The sequence below is a fragment of the Lentzea sp. NPDC006480 genome (assembly GCF_040611995.1).
Lineage (GTDB): Bacteria > Actinomycetota > Actinomycetes > Mycobacteriales > Pseudonocardiaceae > Lentzea.
In genome coordinates, this window is sequence record NZ_JBEXPJ010000063.1 from 1 (window position 1) to 23444 (window position 23444).

The following is a 23444-nucleotide window of genomic DNA, read 5'->3' on the forward strand; positions in this document are numbered from 1 at the left end:
GGCTTGCTGCTGATGCACCAGTCCTGGTCCGCCGGCACCGAGCACCGGGCCGGTCTCCGCCGCGAGCAGGCGTGCACCGGACGGGTCCAGCACCAATCCCCGGCGAGCGGCCCGCCCACCCCGCCCCGAATCTCGAACAGGAGCACAGACCATGACCACACTTGTCGCCCAAGCCGTGTCCACACCGGCATCCGCTGTGCCCGCGCTGCTCCGACTGCCCTGCACAGTCCGACGACGTTCCTCCGGTGCCAGCCCACCCAGCCCGTGGTTCCCCGGCCCCTGGCGCCGATGGCTCCCCTGGTGGTGGTTCCGGTGAGTGCTCCGCCAACCGAGCCGCCAGCCCAACCTCCAACCACGCCACCAACTGCGTCTCCGGCCGAGCTGTCGACCCAGCCACCAACGGTGCCGCTAGCTGCGTCTCCGGCCGAGCTGGCGACCCAGCCACCAATGGCGGCGCCACCAACCACGTCGCCGGCGGAACTGGCCGAGCGGCCGACAAAGCCACCGGCCGAGCCACGGACGGAGCCACCGGCTGCGCCCTCTACGGAGCCGTCGGCCACATCCCGGACCGCGCCATCACCCGCAGCACTAACGGCCGCTTCTGAGACAGAGCCGCCGACCATGCCACCAACTGTGCCGCCAGCTACTTCATCGACCCAGCTGTCGACTCAGCCACCAATGGCGCGACCAGCGGAGCCACCAGTTGCGCCCTCGACGGAGCAGTCGACCGGACCCCGGACCGCATCACCACCGACAGCATCAACGGCCGGGTCTCCGACAGAGCAGCCGACCATGCCACCAACGGTGCCGATAGTTGCGTCGTCGACCCAGCAATCGACTCAGCCACGAATGGCGCCAACAACTACGCGGCCGACAGCCTCTCCGGCAGCGCCGCCCACGGAGCCGCCGGTCGAGCCACCAGTTGCGTCCTCTGCGGAGCCGTCGACCAAATCCCGGACCACGCCACCTGCGGCCGCGTCTCCGACGGATGCTGTTCGCCTGGCCAGGGCCTACCTCTCCCGCGTGGCCGAGCCCTATCCGGCGGCGCTCGCGGCACTGGTCGCCGAGGTCGGGCCGGTCGAAGCCGCGGAGATGGTGCGGGCCGGCGAAGTTTCGCCGTCCGTTGCGAGCCAGACCTCGGCTCGGCGCACCGAAGAGCGCGTGCACGAGGACCTTGAGCTCATCGGCAAGCGTGGTGGGCGCTTGCTGATTCCCGAGGACGACGAGTGGCCGCGGTGGCCGTTCGTGGCGCTGGGAAATGTGTCCGGGCAGCGGAGTGGGGGTGAGCCGCTGGCGTTGTGGGTGCGCGGGCCGCACGACCTTGCGGAGGCTGCGGAGAAGGCTGTGGCGATCGTCGGGTCGCGGGCGGCCAGCGGGTATGGCGAGCACGTGGCCGGTGAGTTCGCGTACGGGTTGGCCCAGGCCGGCGTGACTGTCGTGTCCGGTGCCGCGTACGGGATTGACGGCGCGGCTCACCGGGGTGTGCTCGCGGCCGGTGGGCTGACGGTCGCGGTGCTGGCGTGCGGCGTGGACTTCGCTTATCCCGCTGGGCATCAGGGGTTGCTCGGAAGGATCGCGCGGGAAGGGCTGATCGTCAGCGAGTACCCGCCTGGGGTCACACCCGCGCGGCATCGGTTTCTCACGCGCAACCGGCTCATCGCCGCGCTCGGTGGCGGCACCGTGGTCGTGGAGGCGGGACGGCGCAGTGGAGCCAAGAACACGGCTGCCATCACGAAAGCGTTGGGGCGGCCCTTGATGGTGGTGCCCGGGCCGGTGACGTCGGCCAGCTCGGTCGGGTGTCACGAGTTGCTGCGGGATCGGCAGGCCGATTCGGTCAGTTCGGTGGCCGAGATCATCGAGTCGGTGGGGCGCTTCGGCGACGACCTCGCCACCGAACCCGCCGAGAAGGAGAGCGAACTCGGTGCGCCGCAAGGAGAAGCCATGCGTGTGTACGAGGCGCTGGGCAAGCGGTGCGCGGTCGGTGACGAGGTCGTGTCGGTGGAGTCAGGCGTGCCGTTGGACCGGGTTCGGGCGCTGTTGCCCGAGCTGGAGCTCGCCGGTTTGGCGCGGCAGCTCGACGGCGGCTGGCAGAAGCTGGAGGTGAGGTGATCAGGTGCCGCGGATGGCGTCCGCGATCTTCCTGGCCTGGTCGAGGGTCGTGAACGGGCCCGGAAGCTGCGCCGAGCCGCCGGTCAGCGGCTGAGAGATCTCGGGCGCGGAGAGAAGTTCGTCGTTGACGAGGAAGGCGATGCGTTTGCCGACGTTCGCCCGAGTCAGCTCCTCCCAGCGTTGCCGGCCTTCGGAGGTGAACTCGATGCGAATGGCGTAACCCGTGGTGGTGTCCTCGGCCGTGGCGTCCGATATGTCCACTGTGGATAGAGAAGCTGGGGCCAGGGTCAGCTTCTCGCTTCCGTCGGCGGCGCACCTCACGTTGTCCGACAACGGTTTGGTGCAGTCGTCGGCGTGCACCGCGACCGAGTCCGTGACCACGCGGAACTCGGCGCGTGCACGGTTCAGCGGTGCGGTCGGACGCGTTGTCCACAGCGCCGCCAACGCGATCAGGATTGCCACCACGGCGAATGCTGCCGGCCGGAGCGTCCGAGTGCGGAGGTAGTGCGGGACGGCGAGCGTGGCCGTGACCACCAGGACGGTGAGAATCGACCAGAACGTGAAGCCGAAATCCGCGGCCACCTTGAGGGCGACGTCGGACTGCGGTGTGGCGGATTGGCAGATCGGCGCCGCCTTCGCCTCCTCCGTTGGGCAGGCGAGGTAGACGCCGCGCAGGCGGGCCGACCACGTCCACAGGACGGCGAACAGCCAGCCGCCGGCCAGGCAGGCCGACGGGACCGCGAACCGGAGGAAGGCAGGCACTCGGGCAGCACCTGGATCGGACTGCCGCCAGGAGGTGCTCAGCGCGTCGAGCCACCAGCACAGGCCAAGGCAACCAAGAGCCAGCGGAAGGAGGACGGACGGCGCGATCGGGATGCCGATCGGAGCCTGGTCGAAGATCCGGGTGTAGAGCGGCAGGTGGCTGCCGATCACCAGGCCGGACAGCAGCGCGGCAGCGGCCAGGAGCGGGCGCAAGCGGTTGCGGTCCTCCTGCCAGGCACCGCGCCACAGGTCGAAGGCGGCGAACAACGTCAGCGGAATGCCGATCACGACACCGGTGATGACCGGGGTCGCCTTGTCCTCGGTGCTGCCGCTGAGAAGGAGGTCCTGCAACGTGACGAAGGCGGCGCCCGCTGCGGCGGCGCCGAGGAAGGCCTGACCGATCGGCGAAGCCAGCAGGCGCATCGGGTTCGCCAGGGCCTGGGAGCGTTCGTCGGCGCCGGGGTGGCGGCGCAACCAGGTTCGGACGACCGAACGCGTCTGCGCGGTTTCGTGAACCTGGACGGCGGCCAGAAGGCCTTCCACGCCGTACTCGGCGGCGTGCAGGTCAGCCGAGTGTTCGCGGGCGCGCAGGAAGGCGCGCGCGATCAGTTCCGTGAGAAGGGTCAGTGCGACCAGGCGAAAGGTGCTCACCAGGAAGGAGGTGACGTCACCGCGGTCGAACAGGACGTTCAGCCACAGCACCAGCAGTGCGAAGAAACCCGTGCCGAGGTTCGAGAACCTCAGCACGGTGGCCAGCTGGTACCACCACAGGTCGCCTGCGTGCACATGTGCGAGCTCGTGGCGCACCACGGCGTCGAACACGGCCTTGCGTTCGCCGGGCATCGAGTGCAGCGCCAGGAGTTCCGGGCCGAGCACGACGATCGGCTTGCGGGGCGCACCGGTGACGTAAGCGCGGCTGCCCAGGCGTTTGCCGAGGCGGATGTCCACCTGGCGCGGAGGGTTGACCTGTGTGACGAGGTCCGTGACGGCCTTGCTGGCGTCGCGGAGGCCCGATTCGGCGAGAGGGACGGAACGGCGGACGCGGACCGCCGTGTAGATGCCGTAGACCGCGAGGCCCGGCGCCAGCAGCATCTGCAGTTTCTGCAGCAGGCCACCGGCGCCACCTCTTTCGAGGCCGGACAACCAGTTCGCGACGAAGAAGACGTTGAGCAGCACCGTCGCCGCGAGGAGGAGAAGCAGGAGGATCATCTCGGACGGGAACGCCCTGGGGTTGACCTGCGGCTTCGCTTCCGTCATCTGGAGGCGTCGCCGGACTCGTGACCGGTGTCCCGGTTGTTCTCGCGCAGCACGAGGGCGACGACGACGGCGTCAGCGAGTGCCTCGGCCTTCGGCTGCTCCATGCCGAGCGCGAGAGCGCGGTCCAGGGCGATCTGGCGCACTTCGGCCAGCTGGGACGTGGTGAGATCCGTCGACGGCAGTTCCAGCGGTTCTTCCGGCTTGCCGCGGACTTTGCGCCAGGCCTTGCGCACGGCGTTGGTGGTGCCGTCCTGCACCGCCTTGCCCACGCTGTCGGAGACCGCCGTGATCACGCTGCCCGAGACGAGGGCGATCACGGGCGTCGCCATCGCGACGATGTCGCCCAGGCCGAAGCCCAGCGGGTCGTCGTAGGCCCGGCGCAGCCTGCGTTCGGCCTGCTCCGGGGACTCCAGATAGGGAGCGGCGACGATGTCGAAGGAAGGCAGCTCCTCGGGAGCGATCTTCCGCACGACTCGGCGGGCTAGCTCGTCGGCTGTTCGGACGGTGGTGCTGGCTACCATCGCTACTCCGAAAGGTGATCTGTTCGTGCCACCAAACCCCTGGTCGTCACAGGGAGTTGAAACGTTATCGTGTTCCTGATCATGAGAGCGCTCTCAACTGGCGCGAGGGTGTGGCGATACTTGACCAAACGCCCCGACTGGCGCAGCGTCTTGGCCTATGTCCCCGCCGCCGCATGGTCGGACACGCCGTGTCGATCTCGTTCGCCTGCGCGAAAAACTGCCGGCATCCGTCGCGGACGTGGTGCGGCAGTACGAACGGCACCTGACTTTGGAGCGTGATCTGTCGCCGCACACCGTTCGCGCGTACATCGGCGATTCGGTGGCGCTGCTTGGACATGTCGCGGGGAATAACCCTGAACAGGCCGATGTCCAGCGCATCGACCTGACGAGCTTGCGCTCATGGCTTGCCGCACAACGCACAGCCGGTGCCAGCCGCACCACGCTCGCCCGACGTGCCGCCGCGGCGCGCACGTTCACCGCCTGGGCGCACCGTGCCGGGCATTTGCCGGCGGATCCCGGGCCGCGTCTCGCCGCGCCGCGACCACATCGGACGTTGCCGTCCGTGTTGCGCGAGGACCAGGCGAAGGACGCCATGGCAGCCGTATCCTCTGGCGCTTCCGAAGGCGATCCGGTTGCGCTGCGTGATCAGGCCGTGGTGGAGTTGCTGTACGCCACAGGTATCCGCGTGGCCGAACTCTGTGGTCTTGATCTCGACGACGTGGACTACTCCCTAAGGGTGATTCGAGTTCTGGGCAAAGGTGGACGCGAGCGCAGCACGCCGTTCGGCGTGCCGGCCGAGCGAGCGCTGCGACGGTGGCTGGACGAGGGCCGAAACGCCCTGGTGGCACCGGATTCGCCACCGGCGGTGTTCCTCGGCGCTCGTGGTGGCCGGCTGAACCAGCGGGCCGTTCGCACTCTGGTGCACGAGGTGGTCGCCGTGGTACCGGATGCGCCGGACATCGGGCCGCACGGGTTGCGCCACTCCGCTGCGACCCATTTGCTGGAAGGAGGAGCGGACCTGCGCACCGTCCAAGAACTGCTTGGTCACGCTACGCTCGCAACGACTCAGCTTTACACACACGTCACTGTCGAACGGCTGAAGGCGATCCATGACCGAACCCACCCCCGTTCCTGACGCCGCAGGGGGAGGATCGCGTACGGCGACCGTGCCCCCTGAACCCGTCGTGCCCGCACCAGCTACGAAGCAGGCGAGCAACGGGCACCGTCAGAACGGCGCGCCGCGCACCGAGGCGAGCACCGGGGAGACTTCAGAGCCCGGTGCGGACACGCATGTCAACGGCACGCCCGCGGCCGTTCCGACCGCTGCCGTGACGCGCGCGGACGCCCGGTCCGGTGACGACGTCGAGGCCGGCATCGTCGCGCTGTGGCGCAGCTACGGCGAGTCGCACGACCAGGGCCAGCGCGACCGCCTGGTGCTGCACTACGCACCGCTGGTCAAGTACGTCGCCGGCCGCGTCGGCACCGGCCTGCCCGCCCACGTGGACGTGGCCGACCTGATCCAGTCCGGCATCTTCGGCCTGGTCGACGCGATCGAGAAGTTCGAGCCGGAACGCGGCCTCAAGTTCGAGACCTACGCCATGCAGCGCATCCGCGGCGCGATCCTCGACGACCTCCGCTCCCAGGACTGGGTGCCGCGCTCGGTCCGCAGCCGGGCCCGCGACGTCGAGCGCGCCCTGGAACGCCTCGGCGCCAAGCTGCAGCGCACGCCCACCGACCGCGAGCTCGCCGCAGAGCTCAAGATCGGCCTGGCGGAGCTGCGCGAGCTGTACGGCCAGCTCCAGCTCACCAGCGTCGTCGCCCTGGACGAGCTGATCGCCCCGAACAAGGGCGGCTCCTCCCTCGCGGAGTCGCTGCCGGACGACGCCGCCGAAGACCCGGTGGCGAGCCTCGTCGACCAGGACAGCCGCCGTCAGCTGGCCGACGCGATAGCCCAGCTGGCCGAGCGCGACCGCGTGGTCGTGACCCTGTACTACTTCGAGAACCTGACCCTCGCCGAGATCGGCAAGGTCCTCGGCGTGACCGAGTCCAGGGTCTGCCAGCTGCACACCCGCGCTGTCCTGCGCCTGCGCACCAAGCTCAACGAGCAGTCCGAGGCCTGACCGCGCCTCCTCTCGCACCCGCAACCCGGCCGTAGCAGCCGGGCTGCCGCACGGCCGCACCGTCACGCCGCCGCACGTCGGGATCGCCCCCGCGCGGACGCGTTGAGAAGCCGTACGAGCCTCACACCACGTCTTCACACCTCTTTCCGCCCCTTGCCAGGGCTAATTCACTCGAACGGGTGGGTCTTGGAGCTGCTCCAAGCACGCCGTGTGCGCATCACAGCCAGTGCACACCAGCAGCCTCGGCAGAGCGTTCAGCACGTGCGGACGAGGTCAGGGCGGCTGGCGTGCCACGAGGGACACGGGTCGCGGTTGGAGGAAGACGGGTGTGGCGGGGGTTCGCTGGCTGAGCAGCAGGGCGAGGCGTTCCGGCACAAGCCGCTGGCGTGCGGCGAGGGACACGGGTCGGCGGCGAGCGCGCGCACTTGGGCGAGCGGTGCGGGTGGGGAACGGCGCGGGCGGCATCGTTGGCTGACGGTCGATTGGTGAGCGAGGGCGTGTGGTGGGACAGGGGCGCTGGAAGACGGCTGGTGGAGTGCTTGCGGGCTCGGCTGGGCATCTGATCACGTGCGGAGGCAAGAGCTGCTGGCGTGCGGCAACGGGTGCGGGTGGCGGCCGGTGATCGTGCTTGCGGGCTCGGCTGAGCCTTCGGCACGTGCTGGCGAGGCAAAGACCGCCGAGGGGTCGGAGTGGACAGGCCGGGCTGCGCGTTGGAGTCCGGACGGGGAGGGGCCGGAGCGGGGCGTTGGAGTCCGGACGGGGAAGGGCCGGGGCGGGGCGTGAGAGGCGCCGGGAGGCGGGCGGACGTCGGCGGACACAACCGCCTCCCGGCAACCTGACGGGCGCTCGCGGCGCGCAACGGGGACGCGCCGCTCAATCAACCGCCGACGGGAGCGGCGGGAAAGCGCCCCTCTCGGACCGCTGCGGGCGGGGTCGCGCCACCCTGCAGCGGAGGTTCTAGCTGCCGCGAGGAGGGCCTGTGGCGTTCAACGGCAGCAGGCGGACGCGGCCCCACATCACCAGGCGCAGCGGGTCGAGGTACTCGTCGCCCCGGCGGACGCCCCAGTGCAGGCACGGCGAGGGGCAGTGGCCCTCTTGCAGGTGCCCGATGACGTCGCCCCGCCGCACCGGACGACCGGCCGCCACCGTCGGCGTGACCGGTTCGTAGGTCGTCCGGAGGCCGTTGGCGTGCTGCAGCGACACCAACGTCCGAGCCGCGACGGCGCCCGCGTAGACCACCACGCCATCGCCTGCGGCCAGGACCGGCGAGCCCAGGGCCGCGGCCAGGTCGGCACCTCGGTGACCAGGCCCGAACGGGGACAACGGGGCCAGGAACGCGCGCACCACCGGGTGCGGTGGAGGCAGCGGCCAGGAGAAGCGGGCGGGGGAGGGGGCCAGCAGGGTCGTGAGCACCAGGGCGGTGGGCAGGAGGGGCATGGGTCAACGGTCTGGCAGATCGTGCCCTGGGACCAGCGGGTATCGGGGAACTGTGGACAACTCGCCGGTTGTGGATAACTCCCGGCGGGATGCAGGGGGCGATTCGAAGTTTGTCGGGGGTGGGGAGTAGACTTTTGGGCGCGTCCCGTCTGTCGCGGGACGACTTCGCGTGCCAACGCAGATCCGACCAGCTGATCCCAGCCGGGTCGAGTCACGACGTCCGACGGTCCTGACGGTGGAGAGATCCTCCGCGGGTGCGGGCGGCGGCATGGGCACCAGGGCTTCGAGCCACCGGCTCGGAGCGGCAACCGAACGACGCGCGAGCGTCCTACAGATGAGGTGCGAACCGGCCATGGCCGTCGTAACCATGAAGCAGCTGCTCGACAGCGGCGTGCACTTCGGGCACCAGACCAGGCGCTGGAACCCGAAGATGAAGCGCTACATCTTCACCGAGCGCAACGGCATCTACATCATCGACCTGCAGCAGACGCTGACCTACATTGACAGGGCTTTCGAGTTCGTCAAGGAGACGGTCGCGCACGGCGGGTCGATCCTGTTCATCGGCACCAAGAAGCAGGCGCAGGAGGCCATCGCCAACGAGGCCCTCCGCGTCGGCATGCCCTACGTGAACCAGCGCTGGCTGGGCGGCATGCTCACCAACTTCTCGACGGTCCACAAGAGGCTTCAGCGCCTCAAGGAGCTCGAGTCGATGGAGCAGACCGGCGGTTTCCAGGGTTTCACCAAGAAGGAAATCCTGATGATGAACCGCGAGAAGGACAAGCTGGAGCGCACGCTCGGCGGTATCCGCGACATGTCCAAGGTGCCCAGCGCCGTGTGGATCGTGGACACCAAGAAGGAGCACATCGCGGTCGGTGAGGCTCGCAAGCTGAACATCCCGATCGTCGCGATCCTCGACACCAACTGCGACCCGGACGAGGTCGACTACCCGATTCCGGGTAACGACGACGCGATCCGTTCCGCGGCTCTGCTGACCAAGGTCGTGGCCGAGGCCGCCGCCGCCGGTCTCATGCAGCGCTCCGGTGGCCGCCGCGACGCCGCGGACGGCCAGGACAAGCCCGAGGTCGCGAGCGACGAGCCGCTGGCGGAGTGGGAGCAGGAGCTCCTCACCACCAACGCCGCCGTCGCGACTGAGGCCCCGGCCGAGGCAGCCCCGGCCGAGCAGCCCGTCCAGTCCTGATTTCCCCCACGAGGTGCCCGCCGACAAGCGGGCACCTCGTGACCTAAGCGCGTACATCGCAGAAGGAAAACGATGGCGAACTACACCACCGCGGACGTCAAGAAGCTCCGCGAGCTGACCGCCGCCGGCATGATGGACTGCAAGAAGGCGCTGGACGAGGCTGACGGCGACTTCGAGAAGGCCGTCGAGATCCTGCGCATCAAGGGCGCCAAGGACGTCGGCAAGCGCGCCGAGCGCACCACGTCCAACGGCCTCGTCGCGGTCAAGGACGGCGCGATGGTCGAGCTGCGCTGCGAGACCGACTTCGTGGCCAAGAACGCCGACTTCATCGCGCTGGCCGACGACATCGTCGCGCTCGCCAAGGCCAACAAGGTCGCCGACGTCGACGCCCTCAAGGCCGTCGAGGTCGACGGCAAGACCGTGGACGCGCTGGTCCAGGAGTTCTCCGCCAAGATCGGCGAGAAGCTCGAGCTGGCGAAGGCCGTCGACTACGACGGCACCGTCTCGGTCTACCTGCACAAGCGTGCCGCTGACCTGCCGCCGGCCGTCGGCGTGCTGGTCGAGTACACCGGTGACAACGCCGAGGCCGCCAAGGGTGCCGCGATGCAGATCGCCGCCATGCGTCCGAAGTACGTCACCCGCGAGGACGTCCCCGAGGAGCTCGTCGCCAACGAGCGTCGCATCGCCGAGGAGACCGCTCGCGAGGAGGGCAAGCCGGAAGGCGCGCTCCCCAAGATCGTCGAGGGTCGCGTCAACGGCTTCTTCAAGGACGTCGTGCTCCTCGAGCAGGCTTCCGTGACCGACAGCAAGAAGACGGTCAAGGCTCTTCTGGACGAGGCCGGCGTGACGGTTACCCGTTTCGCTCGGTTCGAGGTCGGCCAGAGCTGATTCGCATGAGGGCGGGGTTGCGGACATCAAGCGACCCCGCCCTTAGCGTGTCCGACGGACTCTCTCAATGCCGCGAGGAGAAGGACCAGTGAGCGAAGAAGGTAGCCACGGCTACCACCGGGTGATGCTCAAGCTCGGTGGCGAGATGTTCGGCGGTGGTGGCGTCGGCGTTGACCCCGACGTCGTCCAGACAGTCGCCCGGCAGATCGCGGCCGTCCACGAGTCCGGCGTGCAGGTGGCCGTCGTGATCGGTGGTGGCAACTTCTTCCGCGGCTCCGAGCTCCAGCAACGCGGCATGGACCGTTCGCGCGCCGACTACATGGGGATGCTCGGCACGGTCATGAACTGCCTGGCCCTGCAGGACTTCCTCGAACGAGAGCACGGCATCGACACCCGCGTGCAGACCTCGATCCAGATGACGCAGGTCGCCGAGTCGTACATCCCCCGCCGCGCGATGCGTCACCTCGAGAAGGAACGCGTGGTGATCTTCGGTGGTGGCGCGGGCCTGCCGTACTTCTCCACCGACACGACCGCCGCCCAGCGCGCGTTGGAGATCGGCTGCGAGATCGTCCTGATGGCCAAGGCCGTCGACGGCGTCTACACCGCCGACCCCAAGACCGACCCCGACGCGTTGATGTTCGACAACATCACCCACCGCGAAGTGCTGGAACGCGGCCTCAACGTCGCCGACGCCACGGCCTTCAGCCTCTGCATGGACAACAACATGCCGATCCTCGTCTTCAACCTCCTCACCGAGGGGAACATCGCGCGCGCGGTGCGTGGTGAGAAGATCGGCACCCTGGTCAGCACCCCCGGTGGCCGCCCGGCGTTCTAGACCTGCTGGGATCTGATCAGGAACCGGGAAGAAGCACACGCAGAGCAAGGAGCAGTCGTGATCGACGAGACCCTCCTCGACGCCGAGGAGAAGATGGAAAAGGCGGTTTCGGTGGCGAAGGAGAACCTCTCCTCCGTCCGGACCGGTCGTGCGACTCCCTCGATGTTCAACCGCATTCACATCGACTACTACGGCTCGATGACGCCGCTGAACCAGATGGCCAGCATCACGGTTCCCGAGGCGCGCATGGCGGTCGTGAAGCCGTACGACGCGGGCCAGCTCAACGCCATCGAGAAGGCGATCCGGGACTCCGACCTGGGCGTCAACCCGAGCAACGACGGCAGCATCATCCGCATCGTCATCCCGCAGCTCTCCGAGGAGCGCCGCCGGGACATGGTGAAGGTCGCGAAGCAGAAGGGCGAGGACGCGCGCGTCTCCGTCCGCGGTGTCCGCCGCAAGGCGAAGGAAGAGATCGACAAGCTCGTCAAGGACGGCGAGGTCGGCGAGGACGACGGCGCTCGTGGCGAGAAGGAGCTCGACGCGCTGACCCACAAGTACACCGCGATGGTCGACGAGCTCGTGAAGCACAAGGAAGCCGAGCTTCTCGAAGTCTGATGTTCCTGATGGTTTCGCCCGGCCGAATCGCGCCGCAGGCGTGAGAGCCCTGGCCGGGCGGAGGTCGTGATGGGAGCACAGGTGGCAGGCAGTCCCGCGGACGTGCCCGCGTCGAAGCCTTCGCGGGCGGGACGCGACCTGAGGTCGGCGATCCTGGTCGGCGTCGGGCTCGGTGCCGTGATCATCGTGTCGCTGCTGACCGTGCGGCAGACCTTCATCGCCATCGTCGCGGCAGCCGCGGCGGTGGCGACGTGGGAGCTCGCGTCCGAGCTCAAGAAGAGCGGTATCAACGTCGCCCTGTGGCCGGCGCTGATCGGTGGCCAGGCGATCATCTGGTTGTCCTGGCCGTATGAACGCGCGGGCATCACGACCGCCTTCGTGATCACCGTCCTGGTGTGCATGGCGTGGCGGTTCCGCGGCGGCTCGGACGGCTATCTGCGCGATCTCAGCGCGTCCGTGTTCACCGTCGCCTACGTGCCGCTGATGGCGGCGTTCGCGGCGATGCTGGTCGTGCCCGAGAAAGACGGTGCGGGCCGCGCGTTCGCGTTCCTCATCGGTGTGGTGCTGTCGGACGTCGGCGGCTACGCGGCCGGTGTCTTCCTCGGCAAGCACCCGATGGCACCCACGATCAGCCCGAAGAAGTCCTGGGAGGGCTTCGGCGGTTCGCTCGTCGCGGGCATGGTCGGCGGGGCGCTCACGCTGACGCTGCTGCTCGACGGCCAGTGGTGGCACGGCGTGCTGTTCGGTGCCGCGCTCGTCGTCACGGCCACGGCGGGCGACCTGGTCGAGTCGCTGATCAAGCGCGACCTCGGGATCAAGGACATGGGCACGCTGCTGCCCGGTCACGGCGGGATCATGGACCGGATGGACTCGCTGCTGCCGTCCGCCGTCGCGTCCTGGCTGCTCCTGCACCTGTTCATCCAGTGACGTTTTCCGCGCAACGCCGCAACTAGTGGTTGTGAGAGATCACGAGGCACTGGCGGCGTTCGAGCGGATCTACCGCCGACAACGTCGGCGCGACCACCCGGTTCTTCGCGCGGCGGTGCGTGGATCCGCAGCTCGTCGGCGACCTGACCGCGGACACCTTCGTGCGTGCGATGACGTCGTTCGCCACGTTCGACGCGGCCAGGGGATCCGCGGCGAGCTGGTGCGCAGGGTCGGCGGACGGCGTGAGCTAGACCGCGACGAACTCGCCGAGCTCGAAGCCCGCATCGACGCCGAACGGCCTGGCCGCGCGCTGCACCGAACTCGCGGTAGCGGCCGGCCCACCGCTGCGCCGTGCTGACCGACACTTGAACCGCTCAGCGGCCCGCCGAACAGGCCATTCGTCCTCGACGACACACCGGGCCAGGCGCAGGCGGCACAGCTCGGTCAGTGGTGCGTTAGCGTGAGTGATCGAGGGCTTCCTGGCTAGCCGGTGCAGATGTCGCAATCCACACCGAACCCGGAGGCCCTCATTCCAAGATCATCCGATCACGTGTCGGACCGTTCGCAACCTCGCTGGGCAGTACAGCTAGTCGTCGTACGGGTCGTCCGCCTCGATGCGCGGCTCGGCCTCGATCACGCGGGACTGGTCGATCACCGAGAACGCCACTCCCGCGTGGTCCTCGACCACGGTGATGCGACCGTACGGGGTGTCGTAGGGCTCGACGGTCACCCGGCCGCCGAGCTCCAGCACCCGGTACGCCACCGAGTCGGTGCCGATCTCGGGCGCGGCGTTGAAGTACACCATCCAGTGCGACTGCTCCCCGTACGGGAACTCGCGCCCCATCTTCTGCCGGCCGATGACCTCGGTGCCTTCGACGGACCACGTCGCGTAGTCCAGCCGGTGCCCGTCGCCGATCTGCGTGATGTCGTAGTGGCAGAGTTCACCGAAGAACTCGTCGGCTGCCGCGCCGTCACGCGTGTTGAGCTCGGCCCACGCGTAGGAGCCGTGCCCGCCCATGCCGAACCGCCAGTCCGGTGGCACGTGCCGGAACCCGACGACCGCCCCGGACGGGTCGGCGATCACGGTGCTCTGCGTGTGGTCGGCGGCGTCCTCGGGGTTGCGCAGCACCGATCCGCCGAGGTGGAAGGCCTTCTCCGCGGTCGCCCGAGCATGGGGTGTGACCAGGTACAACCGCCACGGTTCCGGCTCGCCCTGCGGCAGTCCGGCGACGGGGATGCCGTCGACCATCGCCACGGTGTAGCCCGCGTCGTCGGCGTAGTGCCAGCCGAAGAGGCCTGTGTAGAACTCGATGGAGCCCTTGAGGTCGTCCACGGTCCTCTCGACCCAGCACGGGCTTCCTCCGAGCAACGGCGCGAGCTGGGGAGTGTTGGGCGCGATCGACACTGCCGCCTCCTGCTGGGGAGAGATGCGATCACGCTACGCCGTAGTTGGACGAATTCGAACGGTCACCGGCAAATCGAGGCCCTACAGTGTCTCCGTGAGGGGATTCGTGCGGGCGGCGCTGAACGCGGTGCGCCCGGTGGACGTCGTGCCAAGTCCGAACATCTGGCATTGGCCTGACGTCTACGAGGTCGAGAACCGCGCGCAGGACGTCCACGGCGCGCTCTGGTCCGCGTTGCAGTCGGAATGTCCGTTCGCCGGACTCGACGTCGTGGACATCGGCTGCGGCGACGGCTTCCACCTGCCTCTGTTCGCTTCGTCCGCGCGCTCGGTCGTGGGCGTCGAACCGCACCCGCCGCTGGTCGTGCGCGCGCGGAACCGTGTTGCATCGCTGTCCAATGTGCGTGTCGTTTCCGGTCCCGCGCAACGGTTGCCGCTCGACGACGGTTGTGCCGATCTGGTGCACGCCCGTACCGCCTACTTTTTCGGTCCGGGCTGTGAGCCGGGTCTGCGCGAGGCTGATCGCGTGCTGCGGCCGGGCGGTGCGTTGGCGATCATCGACCTGGATGGCGCTGCCTCGCCGTACGGACCCTGGCTGTGCGTCGACGAGCCGCGCTACGACCCGGCTGCGGTCGAGAAGTTCTTCGCGGACAACGGGTTTTCACTCACGCGCGTGGTCGCCGAGTGGCGCTTTGAGCGCCGCGAGGACCTGGAGTCCGTGCTGCGCATCGAGTTCTCCGCTCAGGTCGCCGAACGCGCGATCGCCTCCGTCGACGGGCTGAGCTTCCCGGTGGGCTACCGGCTGCACGTTCGCCGCAAGCCCACGGGGTTGATCGTGTGAAGCTGCGGTCGGGGTTGTGGTTCGGTGAGAATCTCGATGCCGTGCGCGCCGAGGCTGTGCGGTGCCACTACCCGTTGTACGAGCTGTCGATGAACGGGACGCCGGACCGGGAGTCGTTCTTCACGGCGGTGCGGTCGACGTTGCCCCAGGACCCGGTCTTGGTTTCGTCGCGCAGCTGGGACGCGCTGGTGGACAGCGTGCGGAACGGGATCGGGGATGCTCGCGGCAACCGGCACGTGGTGGTGTGGCCGGATCTGCGGGAGTTCGAGGATCCGCTCGGGGTGAGCGTGCTCGAACAGGTCATTTGGCACCTGGAAACGTGGCGTCCCGCCAACTACCTGTGCATTTATGCGGACTAGGCTTTGGTTCGTGGAGAAGCGAATCGCAGGCAGGTTGAACCGCCAGGTCGGCGTCGTGGGACTGGGCTGCTGGCAGCTCGGCGCCGACTGGGGCGAGGTGGACGAGTCCGAGGCGCTCGCACTGCTGCACGCCGCCGCCGACACGGGTGTCGACTTCTTCGACACCGCGGACGTGTACGGCGACGGGCGCAGCGAGTCGCTGGTCGGCCGCTTCCTCAAGGAGCGCGAGGACGACGGCATCTTCGTGGCCACGAAGATGGGGCGGCGGCTGCCGGCGCAGACCACGGAGGGGTACGACCGGGAGAACTTCCTCGCGTGGAACGACCGGAGCCGCCGCAATCTGGGTGTCGACACGCTGGACCTCGTGCAGCTGCACTGTCCGCCCACGCCGGTCTACAGCCGGGACGAGGTGTACGACACTCTGGACGAAATGGTTGAGCAGCAACGGATCGCTGCTTATGGCGTGTCGGTGGAGAAGGTCGAGGAGGCGCTCGCCGCGATCCAGAGGCCGCACGTGGCCAGCGTGCAGATCATCCTGAACGCGTTCCGGCTCAAGCCTCTGGAAGAGGTGCTCCCCAAGGCGGCTGAAGCGGGTGTCGCGATCATCGCGCGGGTGCCGCTGGCGTCCGGGATGTTGTCCGGGAAGTACACAGCGGCAACGACTTTTGGCGCGGACGACCACCGCAACTACAACCGCAACGGTGAGGCGTTCGACGTCGGCGAGACCTTCTCCGGGGTCCCGTACGAGGTCGGGCTGGAGGCGGTCGAGCGACTGAGGCCCTACGTGCCCGAAGGTGCCACGATGGCGCAGTTCGCGCTCAGGTGGATCGTGGACCAGCCCGGCGTCACGGTGGTGATTCCCGGTGCTCGCAACGTGGAGCAGGCACGGGCCAACTCACACGCCGCTGGTCTGCAGCCCGTGGACGGCAAGGCTGTCGCCGAGGTGTACGACGAGCTGATCCGGCCGCACGTGCACGACCGGTGGTAGGTCACTCCTCGGCGAGGATGGCGTAGAGCTTGCGCCGCAGGTCGTTGTAGAGCTCGACGGCGCGTGCCTTCTGCTCGGGCGTGCCGGCGTGGGAGATCTGCTCCATCGCGCTGCCGAGCAGCCGGACCGCGGAGCGCAGTTCGCCGTCGACCGGGTCGAGCTGGATGTCGATGTCGCGCCAGGGCGGGGCCGTGTGCTCCGTTCTGCCGTGTTCGGTGACCGTGAACAGCTTCTTGCCTCCTTCTTCCGCTGAGGAGATGAGGCCTTCGTCGGCCAGCATCTGCAGCGTCGGGTAGACCGAGCCGGGGCTCGGGCTCCACACGCCGCCGGTGCGCCTGGCGATCTCCTGGATGATCTCGTAGCCGTGCATCGGTCGTTCTGCCAGCAAGGACAGAACCGCCGCCCGGACGTTGCCGCGCCTCTGGCGGCCGCCCCTGCCACCGCCCCCGAAGGGACCGTGGCGATGCCTGTGGTGGTGCTCTCTGTGGTGTGGTCTCATCATCATGTCGCTAACGATATATCGGAACCTATCGCGATGCAACGGTCTTGTGCTGCCGAAGTTCGTGGGACACTAGATGTGCTATGACCTCGCTTCCCCTTGTCTTCGACGCGCCCAAGCGCGGCCTGCCGCCGCGCCACCTCGTCGACCTGTCGCCGTCCGAACGCGCCGAAGCCGTTGCGGCTCTTGGTGAAAAGCCGTTCCGCGCCAAGCAGCTGTCGAACCACTACTTCAGCCGCCTGACGGTCGACCCGGCCGAGATGACCGACATCCCGGCCGCCACGCGCGAGAAGCTGGTCGCCGACCTGATGCCGCCGTTGTTCACGGTCGTGCGCAAGGTCACAACCGACGAGGGCACCACGGCGAAGACGCTGCTGCGCGCCCACGACGGCACGCTCATCGAGTCGGTGCTGATGCGCTACCCGGACCGCGCGACGCTGTGCATCTCGTCGCAGGCCGGCTGCGGCATGGCGTGCCCGTTCTGCGCGACCGGCCAGGGCGGCCTGCAGCGCAACCTGTCGACCGCCGAGATCGTGGACCAGGTCCGCCTGGGCGCCGCGGCCATGCGCGACGGGGAGATTCCTGGCGGGCCGGGAAGGCTCTCCAACATCGTCTTCATGGGCATGGGCGAGCCGCTCGCGAACTACAAGCGCGTGATCGAGGCCGTCCACCGCATCACCGCTCCGGCGCCCGACGGGCTGGGCATCTCGCAGCGCACGGTCACCGTGTCGACGGTCGGCCTGGTGCCGGCGATCAAGAAGCTGACCGAGGAGAAGCTCCAGGTCCGGCTCGCGGTGTCGCTGCACACGCCGGACGACGAGCTGCGCAACACGCTGGTGCCGGTGAACACGCGCTGGGACGTTTCCGAGGTGCTGGAAGCGGCCCGCGGCTACGCGGACCAGACCGGGCGGCGGGTCTCGATCGAGTACGCGCTGATCCGCGACATCAACGACCAGGGCTGGCGCGCGGACCTGCTCGGCAAGAAGCTGCGCAAGCACCTCGGGCAGCTGGTGCACGTGAACCTGATTCCGCTGAACCCGACGCCGGGCAGCAAGTGGGACGCGTCGCCGAAGCCGGTGGAGCGGGAGTTCGTGCGGCGGGTTCGTGAGCAGGGTGTCGAGTGCACGGTGCGGGACACTCGTGGCCAGGAGATCGCGGCGGCCTGCGGTCAGCTCGCCGCTGAGGGCTGAAATCGGTCGCTGAGAGCGGCCACCACCTCTACCGTTTCCCGCGATGAAGCTCGAAGGGGAACGCTGGCGCACGCTCGTCAGCACGGTCAGGCTGGGGCGGGACGAGTACCGGGTGGTGCAGCCCGGCCGGCCGCTCAAGCACGCGCCGTTGTACGAGGGGTACCTGGGCGTGGAGGCGAGTGTGGACAAGGCGTCCGCGCGGGAGATCGCCATGGCCTGGGAGTTCGCGATGCGGTCGCCGCGGACGTTGGTGTACTTGCCGCTCAAGCAGAGCGATGCCGAGTGCCGCTGGAGTGATGGGCCGCTGCTGGATCTGGTGCTGGTGCACCACAGTCTCGGGTTTCGGCTGTCCCAGTGGAAGCAGGTGCGGGCCAAGCTCAGGAACGGGCGGCCGCACACCGTTGTGTGCCAAGGGTTTCCGAAGGAGCCTGACTACGAGCGGCTGCATCGCAAGGACAACAGGGATCTGCTGCGCGGGGAGATCGTGGCCGACACCGTGTTCGTGGTGGGGAGCAGGTTCGCGTTCGACGTCGGGGGACAGCAGCTGAAACGCCTCGTCGAGGATTGTCCGCGGCACATGCACGAGAGCCCAGGTACGCACTGTTGTGCGGAGATCACTGAGGATCGGCAGCACTGGAAATGGCTGCACGTCGTGTATTGCGACGAGCATCGGGTTCATGCCTGAGTGGCCCCCACTCTGGCATGAGTGGGGGCCGGGGCGGCTAGAGCTGCCAGTTCTGGTTGGCGCCGCCCGAGCAGGTCCAGATGATCAGGCGGGTGCCGTCGGCCGAGGAGCCCCCGGAGGCGTCGAGGCACTTGCCGGACTGGGGGTTGCGCAACGTGGTGCCCACGCGAGACCACACCTGGGCGCCGCTGCCGTTGCAGGACCACAGTTGCACAACGGTTCCGTTCGCGGTGCCGGAGCCGGCCACGTCAAGACACTTCCCCAAGGCCTGCAACGTGTCCCCGGAGCGCGACCACTGCTGGGCGCCGCTGCCGTTGCAACCCCACAGCTGGACAGCGGTGCCGTCAGCGGTGCCGGAACCGTTGACGTCAACGCACTTCCCGCCGATGCCCACGATCGAGCCACCACCGGAGGAGGACACCAGGAACTGGCTGCGGGCCACGTTCCAATGTGTTGCCAGGTAAGAACCCGCCGCCGGGTTGGTGTGGAAGTAGTCGTCGCCGTTGCAGTCGATCTGGTTCTCCGGCGCGCCGGGACAGACGTTCACCAGGCCACCGGGCGGCGACGGGATGCCGCCGTCGTCGTAACACATGATGTCCTGGTCGTCCCAGCAGTGACCGTAGGCCGTGGAGTGCGGGGCGGAACGTTGCACGGCGCCCAGCGTGTGCAGCAGCTCGTGCCCGCTGGCCTGCCACGTCCAGCAGCCCGTACCCACTGCGGCGTAAGAAGGTCCGGAGTTGTAGCCGTTGTCGGCACCTGGGCGGTCGTCGCCCGGTGCGCCCCACGCCACGCCGCAGCCGTCGGAGTCGTGCCAGAACAGGTACTTGCGATCGGTTCGGTTGTAGCCGCGCAGGGCGAGCTGGTCGGCGATGAGAGACGGCGAGGACATCGCGGACTGCGGCACGACAACGTTGTCCACGGACGCACGGCAGGCCGAGTTCGTCACGAAGCGCACATGTCGAACGCCGCCGCCCAGACGTGAGGACGCCTCGACGAACGTGTTGTCGATCTGGTCGGCGAACGTCTGGAACTGGCCCACGAACTGGGAATACCGGTCCGCGGACTGGTCGCCGCGCACATAAACAGTCTGTACGCGCTTACCGCTCACGCCGTCACCGTCGCAGACCACGGACTGGATCGACACCGCGGGCGCCGACGGCTCGCGGAACTCGGCCGGCAGGTCGTCGACCACGGGGGTGAGCAGCGCCAATGCGCTGAGCAGGGCAGCTAAAGGCATCACAGGACCGCCTTCGAGAGGTGAAGAACAGGGAAGCGGTCTAGACCAATGAAGACGGTAGCGAATCGGACACGCGCTGTCAGCGGACAGAACCGGACAGGAAACCGGTCGGCGCGGGCGTGCGGATACCATGCCGCGCGTGGGGGAACCAGCGAGGCTGGTCGCGGGCAGATACGCGACGATCAGAGAGCTCGGCCGGGGCGGCATGGGGGTCGTCTGGCTCGCGGAGGACCGGGTCATCGGCCGGCAGGTCGCGCTCAAGGAACTGCGGACCACCGAGACCGAGCGCGTGCTGCGCGAAGCCCGCACGGCAGGGCGCCTGAACAGCCCGAACGTCGTCGGCATCTACGACGTCATCGTCGAGGACGGCGTCACGTACCTGGTCATGGAGCTCGTCGAGGCCCCGACGCTCTCCGAGGTCATGACCCGCAAGAGCCTCACCGAGGACGAGGTCGCGGACATCGGGCTGCAGACCCTCAGCGCGCTCGAGGCGGCCCACGCGGCGGGCATCATCCACCGGGACGTCAAGCCCAGCAACATCATGGTGCTGCCGGACGGACGCGTGAAGCTCGCCGACTTCGGCATCGCACGGGCCATGGACGACCCCGGGCTGACGGCCACCGGCGGCATCATGGGTTCGCCCGGGTACATGGCGCCGGAGTTGTTCGCCGGCAAGGCTCCCTCGCCCGCGAGCGACCTGTGGGCGTTGGGCGCCACCATGTTCCACGCCGTCGAGGGCCGCGCACCGTTCCAGCGCGACACGACCGCGGCCACGATGCACGCGATCATGTACGAGGAGCCGGTGCTGCACCGCACCCAGGGCCCGCTCGCCGCCACGATCATGTCGCTGCTCACCCAGGACGACGCCCAGCGCCTCACCGCGCCCCAGCTGCGGGAACGGCTGAGCGACCGCACCAGAACGGTCAAGCCGCCCACGCAGTCCGAGCAGACCGTCGTCATCGAACCCGTCACCGCCTTCGTCGCGCCCCAGCCGACGCGCGATGACTGGGAAGACGACAAACCCAAGTCCCGCAAGAAGATCGGCATCTTCGCCGGTGCCACGGCGGCTGTTGTGGTGATCGCGCTCGCCGCCGTCTTCCTGCTCAAGCCGACCACGCCGGGCTCAGCCTCGGCGCAGCAGGGCCCCGGCTCCAGCGAGCAGCCGACGAGCCAGACCAGCAGCACCGCCTCCAGTGCGCCGTCCAGCAGCAGCGCGCCCCCGAGCAGCAGCAGTGCGGCGCCGTCGTCCAGCCAGGGCCCGAAGCCGACCCAGGGTCAGCCGCCGCCGAACCAGCCGCAGCCGACCACGGCGCCGCCGAAGCCACCGAGGGAGACGCTCGCGTTCTCCCGTTACCGCAACGGCGGTGGCTGGCACTACAGCGGCACCGCGCGCGTGCCGGTGCCGGCGGGCTTCAGCGTGGAGAACACCGGCGGCCTCGGCAAGCTGCTCGCGAAGTCCGAGCCGAACACCGTGGCGTTGTACGCCTGCCAGGTCAACAACTCCGAGGACCGCATGACCTCGGCCGCGTCCGACTGCGAGAAGCAGCAGATCTCCAACGCCACCCCGCTCGGCTACGTCTTCAAGAAGGACGCGAAGCCCGCGGACGTGAACGTGCTGCCGCTGTGGCGCTGCAACATGGGCGGCCACCACTTCGACTCCGTGACGGACAACTGCGAGGGCTACACGAAGGAGTTCCAGTTCGGGTGGGTCGTCGCGTGATCGCGGGCCGCTACGCCCAGATCCGCGAGCTCGGCCGGGGTGGCATGGGCGTGGTCTGGCTCGCCGAGGACCAGGTCATCGGCCGCAGGGTCGCGCTGAAGGAGCTCCGCACGACCGAGGTCGAGCGCGTGCTCAGCGAGGCCCGCACCGCCGGCCGCCTGAACAGCCCGAACGTCGTCGCCATCCACGACGTGATCACCGAGAACGGCGTCACGTACATCGTGATGGAACTGGTCGAGGCGCCGACGCTCACGGACCTCATGGCGCGTAAGACGTTCACCGAGGACGAGGTCGCGAGCATCGGCCTGCAGACCCTCAGCGCGCTCGAAGCGGCCCACTCGGCCGGCATCGTGCACCGGGACGTCAAGCCCAGCAACATCATGGTCGCGCCGGACGGCACGGTGAAGCTGGCCGACTTCGGCATCGCGCGGGCCGTGGACGACCCCGGGCTGACGGCCACCGGCGGCATCATGGGCTCGCCCGGCTACATGGCGCCGGAGCTGTTCGCGGGTCAGCCGCCGTCGCCCGCCAGCGACCTGTGGGCCTTGGGCGCCACCATGTTCCACGCGATCGAGGGCCACTCACCGTTCCAGCGCGACACGACCGCGGCCACGATGCACGCGATCATGTACGACGAACCGGTCCTCCGAAGGGCACGCGGTCCACTCGCGACCGTGATCATGGGGCTGCTGCACCAGGATCCCGCTCAGCGCCTCACCGCGGCCCAGACCAGGGCCCAGCTCGGCTCCCCGTCCGAACGCACCGTCGTCATCGAGCCCGTCACCACCTACGTGACGCCGCAGCAGCCGACCCGCGACGACTTCGGCGAACCGAAGAAGCGCCGCACGGGCCTGATCGTCAGCGGCGCGGTCGCGGCAGTCGCGGCGATCGCACTGGTCACGTTCCTGGTCGTGCGGCCGGGCAGCGAACCGGGCAACGCCGCCGCCCAGCAGAACATCGCCGCTACGACCACCACGGCCCCGCCCAGCGAGACGCCGAGCAGTGCGCCCAGCAGCAGTTCCGCGGCGCCGAGCAGCAGCCAGACGTCGAGCCAGGCGCAGGCGTCGAGCACGCCCAAGTCCACCCAGGCGCAGGCCCAGCCGAACCCCGCGCCCAAGCCGAAGCGCAAGACGCGGGCGCTCACCCGCTGGAACGACGGCAAGTGGTACTTCACGACCTCCGAAGGCTTCGCCGGCAAGCCCGCGCAGTTCAACGCGCTGGACGGGCCCGCGGGCTGGGTCGCGGCCGACCAGGAACCGGGCACCCGCGAGCTCTACGCCTGCCAGGTCGGCACCGCCGGCGACTACATGACGTCGGTCGCCTTCGACTGCGACAAGCAGCGCAAGCTCGGCTCGCTCGGCTACATCTTCGTCAACCCGCCCGCGGAAGGGCACGTCATCCCGCTCTACCGCTGCACCAGGGACAACGGCACCAGGCACTTCGACGCACTCGACAGCAGCTGCGAGAACGAGCACCTCGACGGTCAGCTCGGCTGGGTCCTCAGCGGGCCGTAGCGGGTTCGAGCCCGACCGGCTCGGCGCTGTCGAACGTCTCCCGCGCCTCGGCGACGGACTCGTAGTTCTGCTGCGCCCACAACCGCAACGCGGCCAGCGGCTCGGTGACGCTGCGACCGAGCGTCGTCAGCTCGTACTCGACGCGCAACGGCACCGAGGGGTAGACCGTCCGCGTGACGAGCCCATCGCGCTCCAACGTGCGCAACGTCTGCGTGAGCATCTTCTGGCTCACGCCGTCCAACCGGCGCTTGAGCTCGCCGAACCGCTTGGGCCCGTCCTCCAGAGCTCCGATGGCCAGCGCCGTCCACTTCGACGCGACCATGTCCAGCAGGTCGCGGCA

Annotated in this window: 23 protein-coding genes and 1 pseudogene; 16 read left to right on the forward strand and 8 right to left on the reverse strand. The window is 68.8% G+C overall.

Annotation, left to right across the window (positions count from 1 at the left end; all coding sequences use genetic code 11):
• Window positions 1-1023: 1023 nt before the first annotated feature.
• On the forward strand, window positions 1024-2109 hold the full coding sequence (gene dprA / locus ABZX92_RS23985) for a DNA-processing protein DprA (protein WP_355563325.1): 1086 nt from the start codon (window positions 1024-1026) through the stop codon (window positions 2107-2109).
• Here dprA and ABZX92_RS23990 read toward each other — a convergent pair whose 3' ends face one another.
• Together ABZX92_RS23990 and ABZX92_RS23995 are read right to left on the reverse strand one after the other, a co-directional pair.
• A complete protein-coding gene (locus tag ABZX92_RS23990) occupies window positions 2110-4128 on the reverse strand; it encodes a M48 family metalloprotease (RefSeq protein ID WP_355563328.1) in 2019 nt (672 codons plus the stop codon).
• Complete coding sequence (locus ABZX92_RS23995) at window positions 4125-4598, reverse strand: hypothetical protein (RefSeq protein WP_355563331.1); 474 nt, start codon at window positions 4596-4598, stop codon at window positions 4125-4127. The genes ABZX92_RS23990 and ABZX92_RS23995 overlap by 4 nt, the downstream gene beginning before the upstream one ends.
• A 208-nt stretch (window positions 4599-4806) precedes the next feature.
• Here ABZX92_RS23995 and ABZX92_RS24000 point away from each other — a divergent pair, with 208 nt between their 5' ends.
• Both ABZX92_RS24000 and ABZX92_RS24005 read left to right on the forward strand, forming a co-directional pair.
• Window positions 4807-5784, forward strand: a complete 978-nt coding sequence (locus tag ABZX92_RS24000) for a tyrosine recombinase XerC (protein WP_355563334.1) — start codon at window positions 4807-4809, stop codon at window positions 5782-5784.
• A complete protein-coding gene (locus ABZX92_RS24005) occupies window positions 5759-6769 on the forward strand; it encodes a FliA/WhiG family RNA polymerase sigma factor (RefSeq protein WP_355563337.1) in 1011 nt (336 codons plus the stop codon). The genes ABZX92_RS24000 and ABZX92_RS24005 overlap by 26 nt, the downstream gene beginning before the upstream one ends.
• Window positions 6770-7726: 957 nt before the next feature.
• Here the strand turns inward: ABZX92_RS24005 and ABZX92_RS24010 are convergent.
• On the reverse strand, window positions 7727-8206 hold the full coding sequence (locus ABZX92_RS24010; protein WP_355563340.1) for a peptidoglycan DD-metalloendopeptidase family protein: 480 nt from the start codon (window positions 8204-8206) through the stop codon (window positions 7727-7729).
• Window positions 8207-8558: 352 nt separating this feature from the next.
• Here ABZX92_RS24010 and rpsB point away from each other — a divergent pair, with 352 nt between their 5' ends.
• The 6 genes from rpsB to ABZX92_RS24040 all read left to right on the forward strand — a co-directional run bounded on the left by rpsB (window position 8559) and on the right by ABZX92_RS24040 (window position 12920).
• Window positions 8559-9404, forward strand: coding sequence for a 30S ribosomal protein S2 (gene rpsB, locus ABZX92_RS24015; RefSeq protein ID WP_355563343.1), 846 nt, complete (start codon window positions 8559-8561; stop codon window positions 9402-9404).
• A 72-nt stretch (window positions 9405-9476) separates the two neighbouring features.
• Window positions 9477-10292, forward strand: coding sequence for a translation elongation factor Ts (gene tsf, locus ABZX92_RS24020; protein WP_355563346.1), 816 nt, complete (start codon window positions 9477-9479; stop codon window positions 10290-10292).
• 88 nt (window positions 10293-10380) lie between these two features.
• Window positions 10381-11127, forward strand: coding sequence for a UMP kinase (gene pyrH / locus ABZX92_RS24025; RefSeq protein WP_355563349.1), 747 nt, complete (start codon window positions 10381-10383; stop codon window positions 11125-11127).
• A 57-nt stretch (window positions 11128-11184) separates the two neighbouring features.
• Window positions 11185-11742 (forward strand): ribosome recycling factor, encoded by a 558-nt coding sequence (gene frr, locus ABZX92_RS24030; RefSeq protein ID WP_355563352.1) that lies wholly within the window; start codon window positions 11185-11187, stop codon window positions 11740-11742.
• An 81-nt stretch (window positions 11743-11823) separates the two neighbouring features.
• Window positions 11824-12669, forward strand: coding sequence for a phosphatidate cytidylyltransferase (locus ABZX92_RS24035; RefSeq protein WP_355563355.1), 846 nt, complete (start codon window positions 11824-11826; stop codon window positions 12667-12669).
• Window positions 12670-12707: 38 nt separating this feature from the next.
• Window positions 12708-12920: a sigma factor gene (locus tag ABZX92_RS24040; RefSeq protein ID WP_355563435.1), complete on the forward strand. Its 213-nt coding sequence runs from the start codon at window positions 12708-12710 to the stop codon at window positions 12918-12920.
• 63 nt (window positions 12921-12983) lie between these two features.
• On the opposite strand, the pseudogene ABZX92_RS24045 reads toward ABZX92_RS24040, so the two are convergent.
• Together ABZX92_RS24045 and ABZX92_RS24050 are read right to left on the reverse strand one after the other, a co-directional pair.
• Window positions 12984-13138 (reverse strand): annotated as a pseudogene (locus ABZX92_RS24045) (leucine zipper domain-containing protein); the annotation flags it as partial.
• A 117-nt stretch (window positions 13139-13255) separates the two neighbouring features.
• Window positions 13256-14074 (reverse strand): VOC family protein, encoded by an 819-nt coding sequence (locus ABZX92_RS24050; RefSeq protein ID WP_355563358.1) that lies wholly within the window; start codon window positions 14072-14074, stop codon window positions 13256-13258.
• A 94-nt stretch (window positions 14075-14168) separates the two neighbouring features.
• On the opposite strand from ABZX92_RS24050, the gene ABZX92_RS24055 reads away from it, so the two are divergent.
• From ABZX92_RS24055 to ABZX92_RS24065, 3 genes are read left to right on the forward strand one after another with little or no spacing between them, the layout of a single operon-like run.
• Window positions 14169-14912, forward strand: coding sequence for a class I SAM-dependent methyltransferase (locus tag ABZX92_RS24055; protein ID WP_355563361.1), 744 nt, complete (start codon window positions 14169-14171; stop codon window positions 14910-14912).
• Entirely contained in the window at window positions 14909-15271 is a 363-nt protein-coding gene (locus ABZX92_RS24060; RefSeq protein WP_355563364.1) for a hypothetical protein, read from the forward strand. The genes ABZX92_RS24055 and ABZX92_RS24060 overlap by 4 nt, the downstream gene beginning before the upstream one ends.
• A complete protein-coding gene (locus ABZX92_RS24065) occupies window positions 15261-16259 on the forward strand; it encodes an aldo/keto reductase (RefSeq protein ID WP_355563367.1) in 999 nt (332 codons plus the stop codon). The genes ABZX92_RS24060 and ABZX92_RS24065 overlap by 11 nt, the downstream gene beginning before the upstream one ends.
• A gap of 1 nt (window position 16260) precedes the next feature.
• Here the strand turns inward: ABZX92_RS24065 and ABZX92_RS24070 are convergent, their stop codons facing one another.
• Window positions 16261-16647 carry a PadR family transcriptional regulator gene (locus tag ABZX92_RS24070; protein ID WP_355563370.1) on the reverse strand — a complete coding sequence of 129 codons (387 nt, stop codon included), beginning with the start codon at window positions 16645-16647 and terminating at the stop codon, window positions 16261-16263.
• Window positions 16648-16841: 194 nt separating this feature from the next.
• Between ABZX92_RS24070 and rlmN the strand changes: the two genes are divergently transcribed.
• Together rlmN and ABZX92_RS24080 are read left to right on the forward strand one after the other, a co-directional pair.
• Complete coding sequence (gene rlmN / locus ABZX92_RS24075) at window positions 16842-17948, forward strand: 23S rRNA (adenine(2503)-C(2))-methyltransferase RlmN (RefSeq protein ID WP_355563373.1); 1107 nt, start codon at window positions 16842-16844, stop codon at window positions 17946-17948.
• Between the two features lie 43 nt (window positions 17949-17991).
• Entirely contained in the window at window positions 17992-18633 is a 642-nt protein-coding gene (locus tag ABZX92_RS24080; RefSeq protein ID WP_355563376.1) for a hypothetical protein, read from the forward strand.
• Window positions 18634-18670: 37 nt separating this feature from the next.
• Here ABZX92_RS24080 and ABZX92_RS24085 read toward each other — a convergent pair whose 3' ends face one another.
• Window positions 18671-19870 carry a ricin-type beta-trefoil lectin domain protein gene (locus tag ABZX92_RS24085; RefSeq protein ID WP_355563379.1) on the reverse strand — a complete coding sequence of 400 codons (1200 nt, stop codon included), beginning with the start codon at window positions 19868-19870 and terminating at the stop codon, window positions 18671-18673.
• A 130-nt stretch (window positions 19871-20000) separates the two neighbouring features.
• On the opposite strand from ABZX92_RS24085, the gene ABZX92_RS24090 reads away from it, so the two are divergent.
• Together ABZX92_RS24090 and ABZX92_RS24095 are read left to right on the forward strand one after the other, a co-directional pair.
• Window positions 20001-21590 carry a serine/threonine-protein kinase gene (locus ABZX92_RS24090; protein WP_355563382.1) on the forward strand — a complete coding sequence of 530 codons (1590 nt, stop codon included), beginning with the start codon at window positions 20001-20003 and terminating at the stop codon, window positions 21588-21590.
• The gene (locus ABZX92_RS24095; protein ID WP_355563385.1) at window positions 21575-23104 is read left to right on the forward strand and encodes a serine/threonine-protein kinase; all 1530 of its coding nucleotides are present in this window, start codon (window positions 21575-21577) and stop codon (window positions 23102-23104) included. Before ABZX92_RS24090 ends, ABZX92_RS24095 begins: the two co-directional genes overlap by 16 nt.
• Here the strand turns inward: ABZX92_RS24095 and ABZX92_RS24100 are convergent.
• Window positions 23091-23426 carry a helix-turn-helix domain-containing protein gene (locus tag ABZX92_RS24100; protein ID WP_355563438.1) on the reverse strand — a complete coding sequence of 112 codons (336 nt, stop codon included), beginning with the start codon at window positions 23424-23426 and terminating at the stop codon, window positions 23091-23093. The genes ABZX92_RS24095 and ABZX92_RS24100 overlap by 14 nt on opposite strands.
• Between the last annotated feature and the right edge of the window lie 18 nt (window positions 23427-23444).

What these genes read in the sequence shown, in the direction of transcription:
- ABZX92_RS23990 (WP_355563328.1), bottom strand. Translation starts at nt 4,128, where the DNA reads ATGACGGAAGCGAAGCCGCAGGTCAACCCCAGGGCGTTCCCGTCCGAG.
- ABZX92_RS24000 (WP_355563334.1), top strand. Translation starts at nt 4,807, where the DNA reads ATGTCCCCGCCGCCGCATGGTCGGACACGCCGTGTCGATCTCGTTCGC.
- ABZX92_RS24005 (WP_355563337.1), top strand. Translation starts at nt 5,759, where the DNA reads ATGACCGAACCCACCCCCGTTCCTGACGCCGCAGGGGGAGGATCGCGT.
- ABZX92_RS24010 (WP_355563340.1), bottom strand. Translation starts at nt 8,206, where the DNA reads ATGCCCCTCCTGCCCACCGCCCTGGTGCTCACGACCCTGCTGGCCCCC.
- rpsB (WP_355563343.1), top strand. Translation starts at nt 8,559, where the DNA reads ATGGCCGTCGTAACCATGAAGCAGCTGCTCGACAGCGGCGTGCACTTC.
- tsf (WP_355563346.1), top strand. Translation starts at nt 9,477, where the DNA reads ATGGCGAACTACACCACCGCGGACGTCAAGAAGCTCCGCGAGCTGACC.
- ABZX92_RS24065 (WP_355563367.1), top strand. Translation starts at nt 15,261, where the DNA reads ATGCGGACTAGGCTTTGGTTCGTGGAGAAGCGAATCGCAGGCAGGTTG.
- rlmN (WP_355563373.1), top strand. Translation starts at nt 16,842, where the DNA reads ATGACCTCGCTTCCCCTTGTCTTCGACGCGCCCAAGCGCGGCCTGCCG.
- ABZX92_RS24080 (WP_355563376.1), top strand. Translation starts at nt 17,992, where the DNA reads ATGAAGCTCGAAGGGGAACGCTGGCGCACGCTCGTCAGCACGGTCAGG.
- ABZX92_RS24085 (WP_355563379.1), bottom strand. Translation starts at nt 19,870, where the DNA reads ATGCCTTTAGCTGCCCTGCTCAGCGCATTGGCGCTGCTCACCCCCGTG.
- ABZX92_RS24090 (WP_355563382.1), top strand. Translation starts at nt 20,001, where the DNA reads ATGCCGCGCGTGGGGGAACCAGCGAGGCTGGTCGCGGGCAGATACGCG.
- ABZX92_RS24100 (WP_355563438.1), bottom strand. Translation starts at nt 23,426, where the DNA reads ATGGTCGCGTCGAAGTGGACGGCGCTGGCCATCGGAGCTCTGGAGGAC.